Origin of the sequence: Brochothrix sp. (genome assembly GCF_017549435.1) — a bacterium.
In the GTDB taxonomy this organism is placed as follows: Bacteria; Bacillota; Bacilli; order Lactobacillales; family Listeriaceae; genus Brochothrix; species Brochothrix thermosphacta.
In genome coordinates this window covers 1-22,118 of the sequence record NZ_JAFYUW010000049.1, presented here as the reverse complement: position 1 = coordinate 22,118, position 22,118 = coordinate 1, and the positions used below count along the sequence as shown (strand labels likewise).

General features: G+C 36.3%; 23 protein-coding genes and 1 riboswitch. Of the genes, 2 read left to right on the top strand and 21 right to left on the bottom strand.

The window, feature by feature from the left end:
- Window positions 1–5: 5 nt before the first annotated feature.
- The 21 genes from der to IKV95_RS03425 all read right to left on the bottom strand — a co-directional run bounded on the left by der (window position 6) and on the right by IKV95_RS03425 (window position 19,680).
- The gene (der, locus tag IKV95_RS03525; RefSeq protein ID WP_029091193.1) at window positions 6–1,316 is read right to left on the bottom strand and encodes a ribosome biogenesis GTPase Der; all 1,311 of its coding nucleotides are present in this window, start codon (window positions 1,314–1,316) and stop codon (window positions 6–8) included.
- A gap of 111 nt (window positions 1,317–1,427) precedes the next feature.
- Window positions 1,428–2,609: a 30S ribosomal protein S1 gene (gene rpsA, locus IKV95_RS03520; protein ID WP_029091192.1), complete on the bottom strand. Its 1,182-nt coding sequence runs from the start codon at window positions 2,607–2,609 to the stop codon at window positions 1,428–1,430.
- An 89-nt stretch (window positions 2,610–2,698) separates the two neighbouring features.
- Window positions 2,699–3,382: a (d)CMP kinase gene (gene cmk / locus IKV95_RS03515; RefSeq protein WP_287451408.1), complete on the bottom strand. Its 684-nt coding sequence runs from the start codon at window positions 3,380–3,382 to the stop codon at window positions 2,699–2,701.
- A gap of 135 nt (window positions 3,383–3,517) precedes the next feature.
- Window positions 3,518–4,222, bottom strand: a complete 705-nt coding sequence (locus IKV95_RS03510) for a LysM peptidoglycan-binding domain-containing protein (RefSeq protein WP_029091190.1) — start codon at window positions 4,220–4,222, stop codon at window positions 3,518–3,520.
- Between the two features lie 101 nt (window positions 4,223–4,323).
- The gene (locus tag IKV95_RS03505) at window positions 4,324–5,754 is read right to left on the bottom strand and encodes a RecQ family ATP-dependent DNA helicase (RefSeq protein ID WP_029091189.1); all 1,431 of its coding nucleotides are present in this window, start codon (window positions 5,752–5,754) and stop codon (window positions 4,324–4,326) included.
- 4 nt (window positions 5,755–5,758) lie between these two features.
- Window positions 5,759–6,787 carry a YpbB family protein gene (locus tag IKV95_RS03500; protein WP_029091188.1) on the bottom strand — a complete coding sequence of 343 codons (1,029 nt, stop codon included), beginning with the start codon at window positions 6,785–6,787 and terminating at the stop codon, window positions 5,759–5,761.
- Between the two features lie 134 nt (window positions 6,788–6,921).
- Window positions 6,922–7,299 (bottom strand): effector binding domain-containing protein, encoded by a 378-nt coding sequence (locus IKV95_RS03495; RefSeq protein ID WP_287451407.1) that lies wholly within the window; start codon window positions 7,297–7,299, stop codon window positions 6,922–6,924.
- A 56-nt stretch (window positions 7,300–7,355) separates the two neighbouring features.
- Window positions 7,356–8,255: a helix-turn-helix transcriptional regulator gene (locus tag IKV95_RS03490; protein WP_069118866.1), complete on the bottom strand. Its 900-nt coding sequence runs from the start codon at window positions 8,253–8,255 to the stop codon at window positions 7,356–7,358.
- Window positions 8,256–8,313: 58 nt separating this feature from the next.
- Window positions 8,314–8,562, bottom strand: a complete 249-nt coding sequence (locus IKV95_RS03485) for a ferredoxin (protein WP_029091185.1) — start codon at window positions 8,560–8,562, stop codon at window positions 8,314–8,316.
- A gap of 14 nt (window positions 8,563–8,576) precedes the next feature.
- Window positions 8,577–9,149, bottom strand: coding sequence for an ECF transporter S component (locus tag IKV95_RS03480; RefSeq protein ID WP_069118867.1), 573 nt, complete (start codon window positions 9,147–9,149; stop codon window positions 8,577–8,579).
- A gap of 158 nt (window positions 9,150–9,307) precedes the next feature.
- Window positions 9,308–9,428: riboswitch (FMN riboswitch) on the bottom strand.
- 590 nt (window positions 9,429–10,018) lie between these two features.
- Entirely contained in the window at window positions 10,019–10,537 is a 519-nt protein-coding gene (locus tag IKV95_RS03475) for an acyl-CoA thioesterase (protein WP_069125875.1), read from the bottom strand.
- Window positions 10,538–10,541: 4 nt separating this feature from the next.
- Window positions 10,542–12,353 (bottom strand): sensor histidine kinase, encoded by a 1,812-nt coding sequence (locus tag IKV95_RS03470; protein ID WP_029091182.1) that lies wholly within the window; start codon window positions 12,351–12,353, stop codon window positions 10,542–10,544.
- 78 nt (window positions 12,354–12,431) lie between these two features.
- Window positions 12,432–13,154 (bottom strand): response regulator transcription factor, encoded by a 723-nt coding sequence (locus tag IKV95_RS03465; RefSeq protein ID WP_036027089.1) that lies wholly within the window; start codon window positions 13,152–13,154, stop codon window positions 12,432–12,434.
- A 23-nt stretch (window positions 13,155–13,177) separates the two neighbouring features.
- Window positions 13,178–13,906 carry a pseudouridine synthase gene (locus IKV95_RS03460; protein WP_029091180.1) on the bottom strand — a complete coding sequence of 243 codons (729 nt, stop codon included), beginning with the start codon at window positions 13,904–13,906 and terminating at the stop codon, window positions 13,178–13,180.
- A complete protein-coding gene (scpB, locus tag IKV95_RS03455) occupies window positions 13,878–14,504 on the bottom strand; it encodes an SMC-Scp complex subunit ScpB (protein WP_069125873.1) in 627 nt (208 codons plus the stop codon). The genes IKV95_RS03460 and scpB overlap by 29 nt, the downstream gene beginning before the upstream one ends.
- Window positions 14,504–15,247: a segregation/condensation protein A gene (locus IKV95_RS03450; RefSeq protein ID WP_069125872.1), complete on the bottom strand. Its 744-nt coding sequence runs from the start codon at window positions 15,245–15,247 to the stop codon at window positions 14,504–14,506. The genes scpB and IKV95_RS03450 overlap by 1 nt, the downstream gene beginning before the upstream one ends.
- Before the next feature lie 5 nt (window positions 15,248–15,252).
- The gene (lysA, locus tag IKV95_RS03445; RefSeq protein WP_287451406.1) at window positions 15,253–16,563 is read right to left on the bottom strand and encodes a diaminopimelate decarboxylase; all 1,311 of its coding nucleotides are present in this window, start codon (window positions 16,561–16,563) and stop codon (window positions 15,253–15,255) included.
- Window positions 16,564–16,585: 22 nt separating this feature from the next.
- A complete protein-coding gene (locus IKV95_RS03440) occupies window positions 16,586–17,401 on the bottom strand; it encodes a purine-nucleoside phosphorylase (protein WP_069118872.1) in 816 nt (271 codons plus the stop codon).
- 28 nt (window positions 17,402–17,429) lie between these two features.
- Window positions 17,430–18,323, bottom strand: a complete 894-nt coding sequence (gene xerD / locus IKV95_RS03435) for a site-specific tyrosine recombinase XerD (protein ID WP_069118900.1) — start codon at window positions 18,321–18,323, stop codon at window positions 17,430–17,432.
- A gap of 189 nt (window positions 18,324–18,512) precedes the next feature.
- On the bottom strand, window positions 18,513–18,956 hold the full coding sequence (gene fur, locus IKV95_RS03430; protein WP_029091174.1) for a ferric iron uptake transcriptional regulator: 444 nt from the start codon (window positions 18,954–18,956) through the stop codon (window positions 18,513–18,515).
- Window positions 18,957–19,128: 172 nt separating this feature from the next.
- Window positions 19,129–19,680: an NUDIX domain-containing protein gene (locus tag IKV95_RS03425; RefSeq protein ID WP_029091173.1), complete on the bottom strand. Its 552-nt coding sequence runs from the start codon at window positions 19,678–19,680 to the stop codon at window positions 19,129–19,131.
- A gap of 147 nt (window positions 19,681–19,827) precedes the next feature.
- On the opposite strand from IKV95_RS03425, the gene IKV95_RS03420 reads away from it, so the two are divergent.
- Window positions 19,828–20,457, top strand: coding sequence for a 5-bromo-4-chloroindolyl phosphate hydrolysis family protein (locus IKV95_RS03420; protein ID WP_080712886.1), 630 nt, complete (start codon window positions 19,828–19,830; stop codon window positions 20,455–20,457).
- Window positions 20,458–20,472: 15 nt separating this feature from the next.
- Window positions 20,473–21,642: a toxic anion resistance protein gene (locus IKV95_RS03415; RefSeq protein WP_029091172.1), complete on the top strand. Its 1,170-nt coding sequence runs from the start codon at window positions 20,473–20,475 to the stop codon at window positions 21,640–21,642.
- The last annotated feature ends 476 nt before the right edge of the window (window positions 21,643–22,118 follow it).

Here is a 22,118-nt window from a genome sequence, read left to right as displayed (position 1 = left end):
TGAATTTATTTACGTTGACGTGAAATCAAACGAATTGGTGTTCCCTCAAACGTAAAGACGTCTCGAATACGATTTTCAAGGAAACGTTGATAAGAGAAATGCATTAATTCAGGATTGTTAACAAATACTACAAATGTTGGTGGTTGAATCGCTACCTGTGTTGCATAGTAGATACGTAAACGTTGCCCTTTATCTTGTGGTGCAGGGTTAACTGCAACTGCATCTGTGATGACCTCATTTAACACGCTTGATTGTACACGCATTGAGTGGTTATTGTATACTTCGTTAATAATCGGAAACAGCTTAACTAATCGTTGACGTGTTTTAGCTGATACAAATAAAATCGGAGCATAGTCTAAAAATACAAATTGTTCACGAATATCAGTTGTAAATTTGTCGAGTGTTTTATCATTTTTCTCTAGTGTATCCCATTTATTAACAACAATAATGACACCACGGCCTGCCTCATGAGCATAACCAGCGATTTTCTTATCCTGTTCACGGATACCTTCTTCAGCATTGATAACGACAAGAACAACATCAGAACGTTCAATTGCACGCAATGCACGCAAAATACTATATTTTTCTGTGTTCTCGTATACTTTACCTTTTTTACGCATCCCTGCTGTATCAATCATAACATACTCTTGATCATCAAACGTATGCGGTGTATCAATAGCATCACGTGTTGTACCTGCGATATCAGAAACAATAACACGTTCTTCACCTAACATGGCATTAATCATTGATGATTTACCAACATTAGGACGTCCAATTAAACTAAATTTAATCGTACCTTCCTCATATTCAATTTCCTCTTTTTCAGGGAAGCTTGCAATTGCTTTATCTAATAAATCCCCGATACCTAAACCATGTGAACCTGAAATTGGATACGGTTCACCAAAGCCAAGCGAATAGAAATCATAAATTTCTGAACGCATTTCTGGGTTATCGACTTTATTTACAGCTAAAACAACTGGTTTTTTTGAACGGTATAAAATTTTAGCGACAGTCTCATCTGCATCAGTTACGCCTTCACGTCCATTAACGATAAAGATAATAACGTCTGCTTCTTCGATTGCGATTTCTGCTTGTTGACGAATTTGTTCCAAGAACGGTTCGTCACCAATATCAATACCACCTGTATCAATGACATTAAATTGTTGTGTTAACCATTCACTCGATGAATAAATACGGTCACGTGTTACACCTGCTACGTCTTCAACGATTGAAATACGTTCACCTACGATACGATTAAAAATTGTTGACTTTCCTACATTTGGACGTCCAACAATTGCTATTACTGGTTTTGCCATACGCTCACCTTCTTTTCCTCAATTAATAAAACGCCTCACCTGTACATCACACATCTCTAGCTTAAGCAAACGTGTGATTGAAGACAAGAGAGACGCTTTCCTATCATACGATTAATCTTTTAAATCCATTTCTTTCAACTTATCTGCACCAAGCAAATCGCCTAATGAAAAACCAGTTTCTTCTTCTGGCATTTTATATGATTCAACAACTTCTTTAGTTGCTGTTGATTTTGCTTTTTCTTCAGTTACAGGCGCATCGCTTAAAGCTTTGATTGATAAACCAATACGACGTTCTGCAGTATCAACGCTAAGAACTTTAACAGTCACAGCTTGACCTTCAGATAAAACTTCTTGTGGCGTACCAATACGCTCATGTGCGATTTCAGAAATATGAACCAAGCCATCTACACCTGGTAAAATGTTAATGAAAGCACCGAATGTTGTTAAACGCGCAACTGTTCCTTCAAGAACATCATCAGGAGCTACTTGCTCAGAAATGTTATCCCATGGTTGCGGTAAAGTTGCTTTGATTGAAAGTGCTAAGCGGTTTTTCTCTGTATCAACGCTAAGAACTTTAACCTTCACTTCATCACCAACTGCTACGACTTCGCTCGGGTTGCTTACACGTTTGTTTGCTAATTGTGAAATATGAACAAGTCCATCAACACCGTTAACAGTTACAAACGCTCCAAAATTAGTTAAACGTGCAACTGTTCCTTCAACAACATCGCCTTCGTTAATTGTTGCAAATAATTCTGCTTGTTTAACAGCTTTCTCAGCTTCAACAATCGCACGATGTGATAAAACAACACGGCCTTTTTCTTGAACAAACTCAACGATTTTAACCGCTAATGTTTCGCCTTTATATGCTGAAAAATCTTCAACAAAATGATCTGTTACTAATGAACCTGGAATAAACGCACGAATACCAACGTTAGCAACCAGTCCACCTTTTACAACCTCTGTAATTGTTGCATCAAAGATTGTACCATTTTCAAATTTTTCTTTTAAGTCTGTCCAAACTTCGCCTTCTGCAGCTTTAGTTTTAGATAAAACAATCAAATCATCCTCAACACGAGTAACAACAAGCGTTAACTCATCGCCAACTTTTACTAATGTATGAGCGTCTTCTACAGGCTCAACTGATAATTCAGATGCTGGTAATAAACCATCTTGTTTTGCGTTTGGGATGCTTACATATACTTTTTTATCTTCTACACTTGATACAGTCGCTACAACTGTGTCACCTTTTTTTAATTCTGCAATTTCAAATGAAAACATTTCTTCAGTCATTTCATTCATCCTCTCTCTACCATCTATCTGTTTAATATACAGTTATCCTTATTTTAACACATAACTTACTAAAAAATAAAATCGTTTTTTTAGTCGTTGATTTTCGCTTGAGCCAATGTGAAAATACGTGTTGAAACATCTTCAATTGACAATGAAGTTGTATCTAACTCAATTGCATCCTCTGCTTTTTTCAAGGGTGCATGTTCACGCGTATAATCCAAGTGATCACGCGCTTCAATTTCTTGTTTTAAAACGTCCAATGGTACATGTTTATAACCTTTGTCTTTATTTTCATTAAAACGACGAATTGCTCGTTCGTCAACTGACGCAAGCAAGAAGATTTTCAACTCTGCGTTCGGTAAAACATTCGTACCGATATCACGCCCATCCATTACCACTCCACCATTTTCAGCAAATGCTAATTGACGTGCTTTCATTTCTTCACGAACAGCTAATACCATCGCAACCTCTGAAACATTGCTAGTAACAGATTCTGAGCGAATAGCATCGCTAACGTCTTCACCATTTAGAAAAACACGTTGCCCGTCATTTTTTTCATCAGGTGAAAATGTAATATTAATTTTCGGCATCAACATTTTCAATTGTGTTTCATTTGATAATTCAATACCTGCTTTCAAAGCAGCATATGTTAATGTACGGTACATCGCTCCCGTATCCAAATAGATATATCCTAAACGATTTGCAACTATCTTAGCAACAGTGCTTTTACCGGCTGCAGCCGGTCCATCAATTGCAATACAAATTCCAGACATTTTCTCACTCTCTTTCCTAGTAAAACTGTTATTTATCCACTCACTATGATACCTATCTTTTACATGATATGCAATAAAATTCCGCCATAAAAAAACAGGTAACAAAAGTAGTTAACCTTTTGCACCTGTTTACTTTTAATTATTTGGTGGAATTGTTAATACTGTTCCGACTGGAATTGAATTTCCTGAAATCCCATTAGCAGAACGAATCAATTGTTGATTATCAGCATTACCAGAACCGTAATGAGTCAACGCAATGTTGTATAATGTGTCGCCCGCTTTGACAGTATATGATTTAGTTTCCTGTTTTTCGCTCTCACTTGAAGCTTTTTCTTCTGACTCAGCCTTTTCTTGGGCAAGTCTTTCTTTTTCAGCCTCTGTTTTAGCTAATTCCTCTGCTTTCGCTTGCGATTCAGATTCAGCTTTAGCTTTCGCATCTGCTTCTTCCTTCACAATTCGTTCAGATTCAGCTTTTTCTTCATCAGCTTTCGCTTGTTTTTCTTTTTCAGCTTTTGCTTTTTTTGCTTCTTCTTTTGCCTTTTCAGAAGAACTTACAGTTTCTTTAGATGCAGCTGACGTGTTTTTTTCGATAACAACACTGCTATCTTCTGAACTTGTATCTGTTACAACATCATTATTATTTTTAGCATTCTCATGAACGTAGGCATATGTAATCAGGCATGCTAATGGAATAATAATAATTGCAATAAGTAACGTACTTAAAAATGGGTATCTAAATATCACATTTTTCTTTCTGTGATGACGTCGACTCGCTCGACTTATCTCACTATCCGTATCTTCTTCTTCTCGTTTAAAATCATCGTTGTTAAATTCAGACATTTCCTTAGCACCTCCAAAACAATATCGCTTTTATAAAATTTATCTATATATATCAGTATAGCGATAAAACCTTTTGACAACAAGAAATATCACTATAAATATTACATTTTCTTTACAAACATTTCCCACAACGTCTTTTTCCAGTCATTTTTAACCACTTTAGTGAAATCATTCGCTACTTTATGATAGATACTTTCGTCTAAGTCACAATTATCACAGCATTGAAATTCTTGATGAATATCCGCTTCGCCAAAAAAACGTAAAAGTCGATCTCGACGACACTGTGTTGTTTGCAACCATTTAAAATAAGCATCAATTTGCTCTTTTTTTAGTGTTTGTCGTGCCTGCACAACTTCCCATATCGCATTCGGATTAAAACCCATTTCTTTGTATGTTTTTAGAAAACGCCACTGTGTATCTGTTACCCAGTTATTTTCCAATGCCTCGCGCGTATAAGATTGTGGATTAAGAATTGTATTATAGTCCGGTAAATCACGAACAGATAATGACTGCGCTAGGTAATAATCACTTTCTTGATGGCAGAGCGAAATACTTAATGATGGCTTTCCATCTCGACCGGCACGGCCCGCTTCTTGCACAAAACTTTCGATATTTTGCGCGGGATGATAATGGATAACAAATCGAATATCAGGTACATCAATCCCCATACCAAAGGCGCTAGTTGCACAAATAATATCAAGTTGGTGATGCGTAAATTGCTGTTGAATTGCAATACGATCTGCAGGGTCCATTCGACCGTGATAGTATGCCACATCTAGATTAAGGCGTTCGCTCAAAAGCAAACTCATATCTTGGCATTTTTGACGGCTGCTAAAATAAATAATACCCGGGCCTTCTAATTCTTTTACTAACTTTAACAACTCCGTATCCTTATCTTTTCTTTGTTCACATGTAATAACTTTATAAGCAATATTCTCACGATTAACGCTATATATAAATTGTTTCATATTTTTCAAATTCAACACTTTTTGTGTTTCTGCACGCACCGTTTCTGTCGCTGTTGCGGTTAGAACCATCGTTACAGGGTAATTAAGCGTTTCTCTAACAGCACCTAATTGCAAATAATCAGGGCGGAAATCAGGGCCCCACTGTGCGATACAATGTCCTTCATCAATGACAAACAAACCAATTTTTTGTCGTTGAAAAGCTGCCAAAACGTGCTCCTGTTGTATCATTTCAGGCGAAATAAATACGAATTTATAACGTTCTAATTGATTGAGGATTGTTGTTTTTTCGTTAGCATTCAAAAATGAGTTTAATGCAACAACTCTCTTTTCACCGTATACTTTCATCCGCTCTACTTGATCTTGCATCAATGATAACAGTGGTGAAATAATCACAACTAAACCTTCTCTTAAGTAGCCTGCTAATTGAAAACAAACGGTTTTACCTGAGCCTGTCGGTAACATTACAAACGTATCTTCCCCTGCAACAGCAGCCTCAACTACTTCTTTTTGCCCAAGACGGAACTCATCAAATCCTAGATAGGTTTTCAAATCATTTTCAAGCATACTTTCACCTCCCTGATACAAGACATAGTTTTAACGTATCGTAACTTAATTCAGGCATATTCATTCGTGCTTCTTTCAGCGATGTTGCCATTTTTTTATTCGCTTCGTAATATTCACGATTGGCTTTATTTACAAATGCATCTAACGGCATAATTTCTAACCCAATCAATTGGACGTAATGATCCACGATCGTTGATTTTTTCAAACGCCTTTGTTGTTGAATATCTGCTACAGATGTCCCATCCAGTAATAATTGATAGGTGATTTGAGCAGATTCAGTTAATTGTGCTACAGGGCGATCAAGTAACAATTGGGATAAAAGGGGCCAACTTTTGGGATAACGTTCTAATAGGAACATCATTTGCGAGAGTGCTTCAAGCCACTGCATATCATACGTGTTTTTTTCCAAATGATGTTTATTAGCGCTTTGTTCCGCTGTTAAACCAATCGTTTGCCCTCCTGTTAAACGATCCACTACAATTTCAGGTGATACCGTTAAAGAATCAAGTAAACTCGTCAATTCATCATGATAATTTTTCGCCAAAACCTGTTCGTCATCTTTCTCCAAACCTAACCACCAACGTTTACATAAGGCTTGTATTGTTGTATCACGTACAATTGGAAAGTAATGAGCGATTTCATGATAACGATTGGCTGTCATTTGAGTGGCTAACTGTAAACTTAAAGCAAAAACAGGTAACCTTCTATGCCACCGCCAACCATTCACATTTTGGTAGTTTGCTTGTAAAGTGAAATTAGATACCGTTGATAAGCCTAGCGATGACAACGCTAAACGATCTTCTGATTTTAAGATGATGTAACCATCTGTTATTAAATTATCACATGTCATTTTCAGATCAAAAAAGGCTTTATTTTCAAACACACCGAAAAACGGCTGTATACGATAGAGGAATAAATCGACCATGTTTTGGCTAGTTTTAACACCTTGTAAAATATCAGTCACTTGCTTTAATTTTTTCGATCCATTCAACTGTCGAATAAGATCAAGTATTACTCGTTGATAATCATTCACCGCCAAAGTCTCCTCTCTATTCACTATCTATTATAGCGAAGATGAAAGCAAATACCACCGTATTTAACAAACAGACAAAAAAACTAAAACACTAAAAATGTGTTTTAGTTTTTTATGCACTGCTAACGAGACGCTTAATCTTTGACTGCGATAAAAATAGTTATTTCACCGTTAACGTCATAATACTCATAATCCGTTGTATAAAGACGATTTAAATCAGTCGCCCAAATTTCGCACCACTTTTCATACACGCCCTGTTCCTTCTTTGTATCTACAGCAAACGTTAAATAGTTGTTTTTGCCTAATGTTATGTCAGACAAAAGTATATCAGGTATCGTTGTGCCAATTAATAAATCATAATCACCTTTCTCATCCGATTCGTAATTATGATAGACGGCATAAAGCGGTGCTTTATCACCTCGTTTTGCTACACGTTGCCATAATTCAGCAATTCCGGCAAACGTTTGGTTATTTGTTCTAATTTTTTCGCCATAAACAATTTGTTTTTTCATTTAAATCATCCTCCCTTATACAAGGAGCTTAACAGGATAAAGCTGACAACTGTTTGTCAACTTTCATTCATTTTTTTCACTTCATCTTGATAACTATTCTTAAGCGCTATAGGCGCTATGACTTTTACATTGCTACCAAACATCAGTAAAAACGGCAAAATATTTTTTCGAGAGTCATATTTGAAACGCACATTAATACAAGTGTCACAAAGTGACATCTCTTTTTCTAGAAAGTAATCGTAAAGTTTTCCTAACTGATTTTTTTCAAATTGTAATTCGATTGTGGTTAAATTTGGTGTTTCAACCATCAAATCATCTTTAGATAGATAATCATTTTTTAACGGCAAATGCTCAAATGACCTGATACGCGTCAATTTGAACAGTCGCTGGGATTTTCTCAACTCACAGTAAGCTGATAAATACCAACTCCCATCCTTTAATAACAGTTCTAGCGGTTGCACAATCCGTTTTGTCGCTGTACCATCTCCAGCGATATAATTAATCTGGATTTTTTCACCAACACTCATTGCCGTTTGAATAGCACTTAACTTATTTTGAACGTCACGTTCGATACTCCCACGATGTAATGTTGCTTCAGTAAAATTGACCTGAAAGGCTGATGTTTGTTCTCCCTCTTGTAAAAGATTAATCTTATACACTAATTCTGTCGCCTTATCTGTCTCAATTAACGTATGCTGTGTATTTAAACTTTGAATCAATATGTTTTTTTCAGCCTCACTAAAAGTAAAACGATTCAAGCGATAATTTTCCATTAGTTGAATACCACCATTCACACCCAACACTGTAAATAATGGCACTCCACTAGACGATAGCGTATCAATATCACGATAAATTGTGCGTTTACTTACCTGAAAAACCTCAGATAATTGAGCGGCCGTTACTTTTTGATGATTTAATAAATACAATAAAATATTGAATAGGCGTTCAATCCTCATTTAATTAGCTCCTTAAAAAAACCTCTGAAAAACAATTGTTTTCAGAGGTTACTTCATTTTATTCAAAACGATCGGGATCTCCTTGAAAAGAGCTCTCCGCCGTTCGTACAGAAGCACTAGGGCAACTCATTTCTGCCTCAATGACATCTTCTTCTATATCAACAGCAACAGCCTGTGTTCCTGTATTATCATCGTGCACAACATAGGCAATGCCTTCATCATCATAATCATACGTTGTTGGTGCGCAAACTGCACACATACCACAAGCAATACACGTTGATTTATCAATGATTGTATATAATGCCATTTTTTACACTTCCTTTAGCGCTGAAGTTGTTGTCTCTCAATCCATTTTTTCAACCGACCAAACATCAACATAAAGAGATAACCAACTAACACCCCTTTGATGAGATTGAACGGCATGATGCTCACTACAACCGCCTTAGCAAAAGAGACACCTAAATCAAAGTTAAGTAGTTTTAAATATAACGGTAATAAAATTATATAATTAAACAGCGACATAAACAAGGTCATTGCGAGTGTTCCAGTACCAATACCTACTAACAACCCTCGTTTACTACCTTTAAAGTGACGGTAAATATAGTACATCGGCATTACATATAACATACCTGCAACGAAATTCGCCACTTGTCCAACAGGAAAACCAACTGGGCTACCTGTCGTAATGTAATTAATAATATTTTTGATTAACAATACTAAGGTTCCAGCTAATGGTCCAAAAATAAAAGCACCAATCATCGCAGGAATATCACTGAAATCAATCGTGAGGAAATCAGGAAAAACCGGCAATGGAAACTTAATAAACGTTAACAAATACGATAACGCACTTAACATTGAAACACTAACTAACATTCTTACTTTTGAATTTGACATACAAATTCTCTCCCTTGTTGTTCATCAAGTGAAGAGTTCGCCAAAAATCAACGCATTTAACGAGACTACCTGTTATTGATTGCCACGTATATACCAAAAAATCCCTTAACCTATAAATTTAGGCAAAGGGAAATAAGGACCGCGTATCATTCCTGCGATCACATCTTCTCCCATCCTGACTTTACAGTCGGTTGCGGAATTACACCGCATCAACCTCTCGAAAGAAGCTCGTGGACTTTTACCACCGGTCGGGAATTACACCCTGCCCTGAAGATGAACGTTTTATTTTAATACATTATTAGTATAGCACAGACTTTTCTAAATTCAACACTATCTGCTGCTGTTATCGTTGCGAATTTATACGCTTACGAGAACAGTATGGGACGGAGCACAAGCGAGTACCACTCCTTTGCTAATATCGTTGCGAATTTATTCGCTTTACGAGAACAGTATGGGACGGTGCTGACATTGTTGCGAAGATATGAGCTTACAAAGACAGTATGGGTGCTAACATCGTAGCGGATTTATCCGCTTTACGAGAGTAGTATGGGACGGAGCGCAAGCGAGTACCACTCCTTATGTTAAATGCTTTAAGAGTAACACTCCTTGTATTAACATCGTGAGATTAACAATCCTTATGTTAAATGCTTTAAGAGTACCACTCCTTTGCTAATATCGTAGCGAATTTATTCGCTTTACGAAATTAGTATGGGACGGAGCGAAAGCGAGTACCATTCCTTAAATTAATAACTGTGGGTGCCTATCCTCTTACTAATATTCTAAGATTACTGTTCCACCTACTTCATTACAAAAAAATTTCAGCCCATAAAAAAACGTTAGCCCTGAATGAGCTAACGTTTCGCTATATTTTATTGTTCCCATGGACGAGCTAAACCTAATTGACTCGCCATTTCTTTTTGTTCTATCATTCGTTTTTTACGTTCGATTGCTCGCGCTTCGCCACCTGCACAAATGAATTTCTGCTCTTCAGTTACAGGTTCAACTGTTGGTACTTCAGTCGGCTTGCCATCTTCACCGATTGCAACAAAAGTCATAAATGCAGTTGCTGCCAACTCACGTTCGCTCGTCATCATATTTTCTTTGACTACTTTAATGAAAATTTCCATTGACGTACGCCCTGTATAACACACATACGATTGTAAACAAACCGAATCATTCAAGTGTATTGGAGCATAAAAACTTACATTATCAGTACTTGCCGTTACACAATTGCGTTGCGAATGACGTGATGCGCTGACAGAAGCGATGTCATCTACCATCGACATCAAATTCCCTCCAAACAATGTATCAAATGCGTTAATATCAAATGGAAACACTCGGCTTGTTTTAGCCGTAAATGATTCCGTACACGTTTTATTCATTTTCATTCTTTTATTTCTCTCCCTTATCAATTGTTAATGTGCTTTTTGCTAATAGCGGTAACTCAATTCTAAATGTTGTACCTTCACCATAATTACTCAATACACTGATACGTCCATTATGGGCTTCAATGATACTTTTCACTATCGCTAGCCCAATACCTGTCCCAACTGTTTTATGTCGTTTACGGGCTTTGTCAGCCTTGTAAAAACGATCAAAAACATAAGGCAAGTCTTCTGCAGTAATACCAGGACCGTTATCAATAATATCTAGCACTACAAAATAATCGGTGACATATTGCTTAATTGTTACCTGACCACCATGTTCAAGATCAGATGCGTAACGCAAAGCATTCGATATTAAATTGACGAATACTTGATGCATTCGATCTGCATCAAAGTTATAAACAAAATCTGCTGTTTCAAATTCAGAAATCATCTCCACTTTATGTTCCATTGCAAAGTTTTCATAATTATATAATACTTTTTCTACTAAAGGACGTAGTTCTTGGAAATTTAAGTTAAGGTCAACAAAACCCGATTCCATTCGTGTAACATCCAGCAAATCATTAACAAGTCTCGCGAGTCGATTTGCCTCTTCATTAATGATCGTAGAAAATTCGATAATCTCTTCCTTTGACTCAGCAACACCATCAATGATGGCCTCACTATAACCTGTCATCATTGATAACGGGGTTTTCAACTCATGAGACACATTACTAATAAAATCAATACGCATTTTTATCATACGTTTCAATTCTGTATAGTCTCTTGTGATAACAATAACATTCAATTCGCCACTCTCATCACGTATTAATGTTAAGACGGCAGCGTAAGAGTAGTTATCGATATCTATCTCTACCTCTTGTGTACTTTGAGAAGCTAAGGCTTCTTGGATCGCATCAGCTAATACTGGTGGAATTGCACTCTTATCTAAATTATCAGTAGATGCTTGCCATTTTGATAAGAAAATATCAGCTGGTGGATTTTTTAGCATCATTTTCCCCTCACGTGAAAAACGAATCACACCATCTGCCATCGCACCTAACAAACCACTAAGTTGATCTTTTTCCGCTTCAATCGTTTGGATATTCGCTTTTAAATCGCGTCCCATTCGATTAAAGGAACGACCTAAATCAGCAATTTCATCATTGGATACAATCTGCACCTTAATATCAAAATCCCCAGACGCAATCTGACTTGCGGCATTACGCATTGCTCGAATAGGTGCAGCAATACGGGTGGAGAGAAAGAGTGCAAATACAGTCACAGCAATAATACTCAAAAAGTAAAAGACCGCTACAGTTTGAGACATCGTCACGACTGATTTATAAATGTCTTGGTTGGATTTAAAGACATAAATATCTCCTTTGCTCTTACCATTTGGAGATTCAAACGAGGCGCTACTTACATACAATGAAATTTTTTCGCCACGTTGTTCATCTTGAAGTTCGATTTTTTGAAAGTTTGTTTTATTTGAATTGCCTTTAATTTCTTCGCGTAATTTTTCTAACATCTTTGTACTTAACGCATGTTCATTGGCTGAATGAAATAACTCTTTTTCATCCGGAAAAACAATTAACGCATTCATGTTTTTAGGCAGCATATCCAAAGCCTGAGTTTGAATTGCTTTATTATCGTAATGCTTATCCACCATCTGTACAATTTGTGTGGTTGTTTGCTGGAGTAACTGTTTATTGTCTTTAAGGTTGCTTTGGATGAAAATTTGAATGAGTAGTAATACAATAATTGTAAGACCAATCGTTGAAAGCAAAATGATAGTGACCCACAATTTACCAACAACACTAATAAAAAACTGCTTCATGCCTTGCTCCTTTCTTTTGAAAAGAAAACAAGCCTCGTCCAAATTTCAGAACGAGACGAGCACTTCTTCTACTATAGATTAATCTCTACTTTCAAACTTATAACCAATTCCCCAGACAGTAACAATCATTTTTGATACTTCTTCAGAATGTTTATAAAGTTTTTCACGTAAACGTTTAATATGAGTATCGACCGTTCTTAAATCGCCAAAGTAATCATATTGCCATACTTCTTTCAATAGTTGCTCGCGTTCAAAAACCTTATTAGGGGCTTTTGCTAAGAAAATTAATAAATCATATTCTTTGGGTGTTAAGCTGACCGTATTATTTGCTACAGTCACACGATGCGCGTCATTATCAATATACAATTCATGGTAAACAACAACATCACTATTTTCAGAGCCCATTGTTTGTTGCGGATTTTCATTCACACGGCGTAACAAAGATTTTACACGCAATACTATTTCGCGTGGGCTAAACGGTTTTGCAACATAATCATCTGCGCCAGTATTAAAACCATCAATAACATTTATTTCTTCAGCTTTTGCAGTTAATAAAATGACTGGTGTTTTTTTGACTTGGCGTAATTCTTTAAGCACTTCTAAACCATCTTTTCCAGGCATCATGATATCAAGTAAAATAATATCATAATCATTGTTTAATGCTAAGTCCAAAGCACTTATGCCATTGTCAGCTTGTGTGACGTTATAATTTTCACGTTCTAAGTACATCGCTAATAAGCGTCTAATTCTATCCTCATCGTCAACTACTAAAATATTAATATTATTTTCAACGGTTTCCACAAGAATGCCCCCGATTCAATTTTTTATTTTTTTCCGGTTGTCGCTAAAGCGTACATTTGTTTTACTTCGTGTACAGAAAGTTCACGCCATTCTCCTGGTGCAAGATTTCCCAATACAAGCATACCATATTGTTCACGTTTTAACTTTTGAACAGGGTGCCCAACTGCTTCGAACATTTTACGCACTTGATGGTTACGACCTTCATGAATCGTTAACTCAACGATTGCTTTGTCCTTGCCTTTATCACCTGACATAAAATGAGCACGTGCTTTAGCAGTTTTACGGCCATCGATACGAACGCCATCTTGTAATTGCTTAATTGTTTCACGCGTAGGAATACCTTTAACACGCGCAACATATGTTTTTTCAACTTTGTATTTAGGATGCATTAAAATATTGGCGAAATCACCATCATTTGTCAATACGATCAAACCAGAAGTATCATAATCCAAACGGCCCACAGGATATACTCGTTCAGGAATCATATCAAAATAATCCGTAACAACTTTACGTTTTTTATCATCTGACGAAGCAGACAATACGCCTCGTGGCTTATAAAGAACAAAGTAACGATGTTCTTCTTTTGATAATGGTACACCGTTAACTTCAACTTTATCCGAACCCGTAACTTTGATACCTTGTTCTCTTACTGTTTTACCATTTACTGTTACACGACCATTAGTGATTAATTCTTCTGCCTTACGTCGTGATGCTATACCAGCATTAGCTATTACTTTTTGTAGTCTTTCCATCTTCAACACGTCCTTTTATTGTTGTATCTTGGAAGGTTTTAAAGAATAGATCCATTTCTTCTTGAATCTTATCGTTTTCCCATTCCTCAGAAACATCGGGTAATCCTTTTAAATTGGCAAGGCCAAAATAATCCAGAAATTCTTTCGTCGTACCATATAACATAGCGCGTCCTACTTTTTCAGAACGGCCTTTTTCTTCAATTAGCCCACGTGTGACTAACGTTCTCACAGGTCCATCAGCATTAACGCCTCGAATTTCTTCAATCTCCATACGAGTGACTGGCTGCTTGTATGCAACAATTGCTAACGTTTCTAATGATGCTTGTGTTAACGCAGAAACATGTGGACTATCTACTAATTTTTGTAGATAATCAGCAAATTTAGCTTTTGTTGTTAGTTGATAACTATTAGCAAGTTCTGTTAATTGTATGCCTGATGTTTCATCATCCTCATATTTCTTTTGTAGTTTTTCAAGCACTACTAAGAGCACATCACGTTGAATAGACATCACTTCGGACAATTGTTTTAAAGATAAACCTTCGTCGCCCGCAGCAAATAATAAACTTTCTACAATTGCTTGTTCTTTTGCAAAATTCATTATTGTCTCTCCTTTAAAGATACCATTAAACCAGCAAAGCTGCCTTCTTGTTCCACTGTAATAGTTTGTCGTTTCATCAGCTCAAGCAAAGCGAGAAAAGAAACAACTAGCATTGAACGACTATTTTCTTCAAATAACGTTTCGAACATTACAGCTTCTTTATTTCTACTTATTAATTCTATCATATCATTCATTCGTTCTTCTATAGAAATTTCAGAACGCGCAATTGTTGTTTGGAGTGGCTTCGCTAATTTTTTTCGTCTCATCATTTTATGAAAAGCACCTAACAAATCTGCCATTGATACACGTTCCTCTTCCGTTTCAGGTAGGGCAACCTCTTCAATTAATGGCAACGGCGCTTTTGTAAATAGTTGTTGTCGTTCTTTTTCTTTATCCTTTAAATCAACGGCTACTTCTTTAAATTGTTTATACGCTACTAGTTGTTCAACTAACTCTTCACGTGGGTCTTCACCTTCGTAATCTTCAACTAGCAAATCTTCTTCAACTATTTTTTTAGGTAATAGTGTCCGACTCTTAATTGCGAGCAGTGTAGCAGCCATAACGATATAATCACCTGCAATATCCAATTGTAATTCTTTCATCGTATGGATATATTCCAAATATTGATCCGTAATTTGTGCTACCGGAATATCATAAATATCAATTTCTAACTCTTTAATCAAATGTAACAGCAAATCAAGCGGTCCCTCGAACACTGCCGTCTTAAAGGTCATTTCTGTCACGTTACTCACCTCTTAGTTAAGTGTAAATCATTTTGAATGATATCTTCAAATGTTTCACGTTTTACGACAAGTTGATGTTCACCATGTTCGACAAACACAACAGCTGCTCGCGGTACGCGATTATAGTTACTCGCCATCGAATAACTATAAGCTCCAGTACTGAAAATTGCCAATAAATCATTTGGTTGTGGGTTCGGCAAAGGAATATCCCAAATTAGCATATCACCAGACTCACAATATTTGCCTGCAATCGAAACGGTCGTATCCGCTTGGTCAGCCATTTTATTTGCAAGCACTGCTGAATATTTTGCATCATATAATGCCGGACGGATATTATCACCCATACCACCATCAACTGCAACATAACGTCTCACATCAGGAACATCTTTCGAAGAACCTACTGTATAAAGTGTTGTCCCCGCTTCACCAACAAGTGAACGACCAGGTTCAATCCAAATCTCTGGCATTGCTAATTGATTGGCACTAATTTTAGCTTGTACCTCAGTAATTATATTCGCAACATAGGTTTCTGGCTCAAGTGGTTGATCTTCATCAGTATAATGAATTCCGAATCCACCACCGAGATTAAGCACTTCTGTTTTATAATTATATTTTTCATTCCAAATAACCATTTGATCGATAATACGGTCGGCTGCAGCAATAAAGCCATCCATTTCAAAAATTTGTGATCCAATATGGCAATGAACCCCTTTTAGGGTAATTGTATCAGTTGCAAGAACACGTTGAATCGCTTCCTCAGTTTGGCCATTCGTTAACCCAAAACCAAATTTAGAATCATCTTGGCCTGTCGTAATAAATTCATGTGTGTGGGCACCTACACCAGGTGTTACACGAAGTAAGGCAACAACTTTTATACCAAGTTCTTTAGCCAAACGGTTAAGCAATTCAATTTCATGAAAATTATCAATCACATAACAACCGACGTTTTGGTCAATTGCATAGCGTAATTCAGCTTCAGTTTTGTTGTTACCATGAAAATGAATACGTTCTGCTGGGAAGCCAGCCTTAACCGCTGTGTATAATTCACCAGCAGAAACAACGTCTAGGGAAAGCCCTTCTTCATTAATCAGTTCATACATGGCAATTGATGAAAAAGCTTTGCTTGCATAAGCAACTTGCGCAGAGACTTTCGCTTTTTCAAATGTTTCTTTAAAACCACGTGCATGTTGACGAATCGCTGCTACGTCATAGATGTAAAGTGGTGTACCGTATTCTTTTGCTAACGTAACTGTGTCCACACCACCAATTTCTAAATGGTTTTGTGTGTTAATTGTACTCGTCCCATGTAATTCCAATCTGAGCCCTCCTTTAGTTCACCTAGATTGATGCAATAATATCTTCCATATATGCTAAGAATTCAGCTTGTACGCGATTACTTACTTCAATAACTTCTGCATGATTTAACGGTTGATCAAGGATACCAGCAGCAAGATTTGTAATACATGAAATTCCTAATACTGGAATTGACATATGTGCCGCCACAATAACTTCAGGGACTGTCGACATTCCGACAGCATCAGCTCCCATACCGCGCATCATGTGAATTTCTGAACCTGTTTCATAAGCTGGACCTGTTAAACCAAGATAAACACCTTCACGTACACTATCAATTGAAAGTTTGGTTGCTGATTGACGTGCAATTTCTAACATTGTTTTGTCGAATACAGTTGTCATATCAGGGAATCTTGGTCCAAAACGTTCATCGTTTTTACCGATTAAAGGACTTGTTCCAGTAAAGTTGATTTGGTTTGTTAATAACATTAATGTACCGGGTGTAAATGTTTCATTGATGCCACCTGCTGCATTTGTGATAATCATTTTTTCAACACCGAGTAATTTCATCACACGAACTGGGAAAGTTACTTGTTGCATCGTGTAACCTTCATAAAAATGGAAACGTCCTTGCATTGCAATAACGACTTTACCTTGTAATTCACCAATCACAAGTTGTCCAGCATGACCCTCGACTGTTGATACCGGGAAGTGTGGGATATCTTTATAAGGAATAACCACTGGATTAGCAATTTTGTCCGCTAAGACACCTAAACCTGATCCTAAAATTAAACCTACTGTTGGTAAAGAGCCAATTTTATCTTCGATATATTTTTTTGATTCTAATGCTTGTTCATACATAATTCATTCCCCTTTTCATTAGTTATTGTCAAGCACGCGGATGAAACTGTTGGTAAACATCAGCAAGTCTTGATTTTGTGACATGTGTATATATTTGTGTTGTTGCTATATCTGAATGACCCAACAATTCTTGAACAGAGCGTAAATCCGCACCATTTTCCAACAAATGTGTTGCAAATGAATGCCTTAATGTATGCGGTGTGATTTCTTTTTTTATACCTGCTTGAAGTGTCATTTTTTTCAGATTCTTCCAAAAACCTTGTCGCGTCATAGGACGACCATGAAAATTCAAAAACAATGTATCATTTTTATATTTTTCCCGATAAAGTTGGGAACGTGACAACTCTAAATACTCGTTAATAACGGTTGTCGCAGTTTGACCAAGTGGGATAATCCGTTCCTTATGCCCTTTTCCAATTGTTTGGATAAATCCCATATTGAGATGCAGATCTGATAATTTCAAAGTAATCAATTCAGATACCCGTAATCCAGTAGCATAAAGTAATTCTAACATTGCTGCATCACGTAAGCCGAGTGCTGTTGTTTTATCAGGTGTAGCTAGTAAAGCATCCACTTCATCAACATGTAAAATAGCGGGCAATGTTTGGGCTTGCTTAGGAGTAGCAATTTGTGTCGTTGGATCCGTAGTTGATTTTTGATCAATTAGTAAAAAGTGATGAAAAGAACGAATCGATGCCATATAACGTGCAATCGATCTAGCAGACTTTCCTTCTTCTTTCATTAATCCCATAAATCCAACCACATCTTCACGTGTTATATCTGATAGATCATTGATATGACGTTGCTCTATCAAAAAAGTTAAGTAAGCAGTTAAATCTCTTTGATAGGCTAGAAGGGTATTATCGGACAAACCTTTTTCAATACGAATATAATGAACAAAGTCTTCAATACTGTTTTTCACCAACAACCACTCTCCCTTGATTGAAACGTAATTAATCTAGTTTATTATAGCATAAAAAACGCGATTCCCCTACATGTTACTTGACGCTATGACTATAGTTAAACGCTCTTTTTCCGACTTTAATTATATTTGATTGCTTTTTTTGCATAAAAAAAACTCAAGGGCTCACCTTAAGTTTTTCAAAGTTTTTTATTTTATTTTTTGGCATTTTTCACAAATACCATGAAAAATCAAACGATGATCCTTTACAAGGAAATTATATTTTGAGGCAACTTTTTCTTCAACATCGCTCAAAAGGTCTTCTTGTATCTCATTTACTTCGCCACACTCCAAGCAAATTAAATGATGATGGAAGTGTTTTACACCCTCTTTACGGATTTCATAACGTGCAACACCATCGCCAAAATTAATTTTATCAAGAATATTCAGTTCCGATAATAAGTCAAGCGTGCGATAGACTGTCGCTAGTCCAGTATCTGGTGCTTTGTCTTTTACCAACAAATAAACTTCTTCTGCGCTAAGGTGCGCTTTTTCATTTTCAATCAAAACTTGTAACGTCGCTTCACGTTGCGGCGTTAGTTTATATTTTTCTCTATGCAGTTGTTTTTTGATACCTTCCATTCTCGTTCCCATTGTATCGCCTCTTACTCTTATTTAATAATAGCACTTTGGATATTCTCAATTAGATTAACATAATCTAAAAATAACACACCTTCCCAAAAATGTCTATTATCTTTATCTAAAGGGTATTCAAAGAGTATTCTGATATTTAAAACACCTTGATTATCAATTAAGTAATACTTACTTAATAATTATTATAATTTAGTTCGAAGTGTTGAATGGCAAATACGGTCTTTGCATCGACAATTTTTTGCGAGCCAATTAATTGTTTCGCTTCATCTAATGAAAGTAAATGCACATTAAGAAATTCATCATCATCTAGCTTCAATGCATTCGAAGCAATTGTAAGCTTCGTTGCTTCATAGATATGAATAACTTCATCAGCAAAACCGGGAGCCGTATATAATGCTGTTAAACGTTGCCACTTTTCGGCACGATAATCTGTTTCTTCTTCTAATTCTCGTTTGGCGGTTACGAGCGGATTTGTTTCGCCATCATCTATTTTGCCAGCCGGAATTTCAAACAATATAGCCCCTATTGGTTTACGGTATTGTTCGACAAACACCATTTTCTTGTCTGTGGTAATCGCCAAAATTGCCACTGCACCAGGATGACGAATGATTTCACGCGTAGCTGTTTCGCCATTTGGAAGTCTCACCGTATCAATTTCTAATGCGATGACATTACCTTTAAATATTTCTGTTGTGCTTTGCGTTTCTTCAGTTAAATTTTTCAATGTATGTCTCCCTCCATTCATTGGAATTATATCATACGTATAGCGGGGGTAAAACTACAACCAACGACTGATACAAGTGCTACTGTAATATGCTAAACTTGTTTTAAGAAGATAAAAGCTATGAGCAACTATTAAGGAGTGAACAGAATGAAAACAATCATCAATGTTATACGCTTTTCCCTACGAACTTGGTACATTTTAACATTTTTCATTATTATGTTAATTGTAAACAGAGGTGAACATATCCTCGCTTCGATTATAATAACGCTACTGATTGGCGGGCTTGCTTACTTTTTCACTAACAAAACAAAAGCAACTCAAACAAACCAAGCACACGGTCTTACAAGGAAAGAAATGCGTTATATCTCAAGCAACCTCACTGAGGCACGTAAAAAAATTATTAAATTACAAAAAGTTGCTTATCGAAACAAAACGATTCCTTGTTTAAAAGGAAAAGATAGTTCAATTAAGATTACTAAACAAATTTATGGTATTGTTAATCAAGACCCTAAACGTTTTTTTACCACAGAGGCATTTTTCTTTTCACATTTAGATTCAATGGTCGAATTGGTAAGCCGTTATGACTTCCTAGTTTCTCAACCATTTAAAGATGAAAAAATGACAAATACTCTTGTAGAAACTGAAAAAATGATTTTAGAAATGGATACCGTGATTCGTGATGATTTATTTGCCCTTCTTAATAAAGATGTGGAAACACTTGACTATGAAGTCGAAGTCGCACGTCACGCTGTAAAGAATAAACAGAACTCAAAATAGAAAGGCGTAGATATTATGACAGAAGAAAAGCAAAGTTCATCAAAAAGTATATCATCTGAATTGGAGAGCCTGATGGCTAATCCTTTTTCAGATACTCCCACTCATCCAGGGATTGCGGTTGAAAATAATAGTGAAGCAAAACCCGCTTCACTTTATGATCAACTTCCACTTGAAAGCAAAAAAATGGCGGATGATTTAGTAGGACAAATCAATGCCCGAAATAGCCAATCTGTTCTTTTATATGGTGCGCCTGCACAGGAGAAACTGCATGACTTTTCACAGTCGATGTTACAACATGTTCAAAGTAAAGATGTAGGGCCTATTGGTGATATTATTACTGATTTAATGCATAAAATTGAAGAAGCAAGCCCAGAAGAGCTTGGCACAAATAGCAATGCCTTTTCTCGCTTCTTCTCAAAAATGAAACGTTCTATTAATGAAATAACTTCAAAATATCAACAAATGGGCACTCAAATTGATCGTATCGCGATTAAGCTGGATCAATCTAAAAAAGTTTTAGTTGAGGATAACCTTTTCTTAGATGAACTTTATGATAAAAATAAAGACTATTTCCAAGCTCTCAATATATACATTGCAGCTGGAGAACAAAAAATAGAAGATATTTTAACTAAAGAACTTCCTACTCTTCAAGCTGAAGCAGAAAAAAGTAATGATCAAATGCTTGTGCAAGATGTGAATGATTTACGTCAATTTGCAACTCGTTTAGAGAAGCGAGTACATGATTTAAAATTGAGTCGTCAAATTACAATTCAGTCTGCACCTCAAATTCGTTTAATACAAAATACTAACCAGGTGTTAGCTGAAAAAATACAATCATCCATCATGACTGCAATTCCATTATGGAAAAATCAAGTAGCGATCGCTTTAACTTTAATGCGCCAGCAACAAGCAGTTAAAGCACAGCAACAAGTTTCCAAAACAACCAATGATTTATTGAAACACAACGCCGAATTATTGAAAACAAACACAATTGAAACTGCCATCGAAAATGAACGTGGCCTTGTTGATATTGAAACGTTAAAAGAAACACAAGGTAAATTGATTGAAACAATCAAAGAAACGCTTGCCATTCAGGAGGATGGACGCCAAAAACGTCAATCCGCTGAAAAAGAATTGTTACAAATGGAAACTGAGTTAAAACAACATCTTTTAGAAATGAAATAAAAACGAAAGCACCTTTAAGCCCGTTCAGAACTGAAGAGATTGGAAAAGAATGATTAGCGATTATTTTTATCGCTATGAGTGTCTTTGAAATCTCACAAGTTTTGGCTTGAAGTGCTAGAGAGAAATAAAAACGAAAGCACCTTTAAGCCCGTTCAGAACTGAAGAGATTGGAAAAGAATGATTAGCGATTATTTTTATCGCTATGAATGTCTTTGAAATCTCACAAGTTTTGGCTTGAAGTGCTAGAGAGAAATAAAAACGAAAACAGCTTGTTAAATGGCTACTAGCTTGGAGAAAAATGAAGAAGGCTATCTATGACTGCTTATTTTTTTGAAAGTGAATAAGCCATTGGCTGCTGTAGTTAGAAAAAACTAAAAGCAAAACCAAACGTTCAGCTACAAATAAATTGCTAATATCGTTGCGAATTCATGAGCTTTACGAGAGTAGTATGGGACGGAGCGTAAGCGAGTACCACT

Excerpts from the sequence above, each read along its gene's own strand:
- IKV95_RS03415 (WP_029091172.1), top strand. The coding sequence starts at position 20,473 with ATGACAGAAGAAAAGCAAAGTTCATCAAAAAGTATATCATCTGAATTG.
- cmk (WP_287451408.1), bottom strand. The coding sequence starts at position 3,382 with ATGTCTGGAATTTGTATTGCAATTGATGGACCGGCTGCAGCCGGTAAA.
- der (WP_029091193.1), bottom strand. The coding sequence starts at position 1,316 with ATGGCAAAACCAGTAATAGCAATTGTTGGACGTCCAAATGTAGGAAAG.
- IKV95_RS03510 (WP_029091190.1), bottom strand. The coding sequence starts at position 4,222 with ATGTCTGAATTTAACAACGATGATTTTAAACGAGAAGAAGAAGATACG.
- IKV95_RS03470 (WP_029091182.1), bottom strand. The coding sequence starts at position 12,353 with ATGAAGCAGTTTTTTATTAGTGTTGTTGGTAAATTGTGGGTCACTATC.
- IKV95_RS03460 (WP_029091180.1), bottom strand. The coding sequence starts at position 13,906 with ATGGAAAGACTACAAAAAGTAATAGCTAATGCTGGTATAGCATCACGA.
- IKV95_RS03480 (WP_069118867.1), bottom strand. The coding sequence starts at position 9,149 with ATGTCAAATTCAAAAGTAAGAATGTTAGTTAGTGTTTCAATGTTAAGT.
- scpB (WP_069125873.1), bottom strand. The coding sequence starts at position 14,504 with ATGAATTTTGCAAAAGAACAAGCAATTGTAGAAAGTTTATTATTTGCT.
- IKV95_RS03440 (WP_069118872.1), bottom strand. The coding sequence starts at position 17,401 with ATGTATGAACAAGCATTAGAATCAAAAAAATATATCGAAGATAAAATT.
- IKV95_RS03475 (WP_069125875.1), bottom strand. The coding sequence starts at position 10,537 with ATGAAAATGAATAAAACGTGTACGGAATCATTTACGGCTAAAACAAGC.
- fur (WP_029091174.1), bottom strand. The coding sequence starts at position 18,956 with ATGGGAACGAGAATGGAAGGTATCAAAAAACAACTGCATAGAGAAAAA.
- IKV95_RS03505 (WP_029091189.1), bottom strand. The coding sequence starts at position 5,754 with ATGCTTGAAAATGATTTGAAAACCTATCTAGGATTTGATGAGTTCCGT.
- IKV95_RS03485 (WP_029091185.1), bottom strand. The coding sequence starts at position 8,562 with ATGGCATTATATACAATCATTGATAAATCAACGTGTATTGCTTGTGGT.
- rpsA (WP_029091192.1), bottom strand. The coding sequence starts at position 2,609 with ATGACTGAAGAAATGTTTTCATTTGAAATTGCAGAATTAAAAAAAGGT.
- IKV95_RS03495 (WP_287451407.1), bottom strand. The coding sequence starts at position 7,299 with ATGAAAAAACAAATTGTTTATGGCGAAAAAATTAGAACAAATAACCAA.
- IKV95_RS03420 (WP_080712886.1), top strand. The coding sequence starts at position 19,828 with ATGAAAACAATCATCAATGTTATACGCTTTTCCCTACGAACTTGGTAC.
- IKV95_RS03490 (WP_069118866.1), bottom strand. The coding sequence starts at position 8,255 with ATGAGGATTGAACGCCTATTCAATATTTTATTGTATTTATTAAATCAT.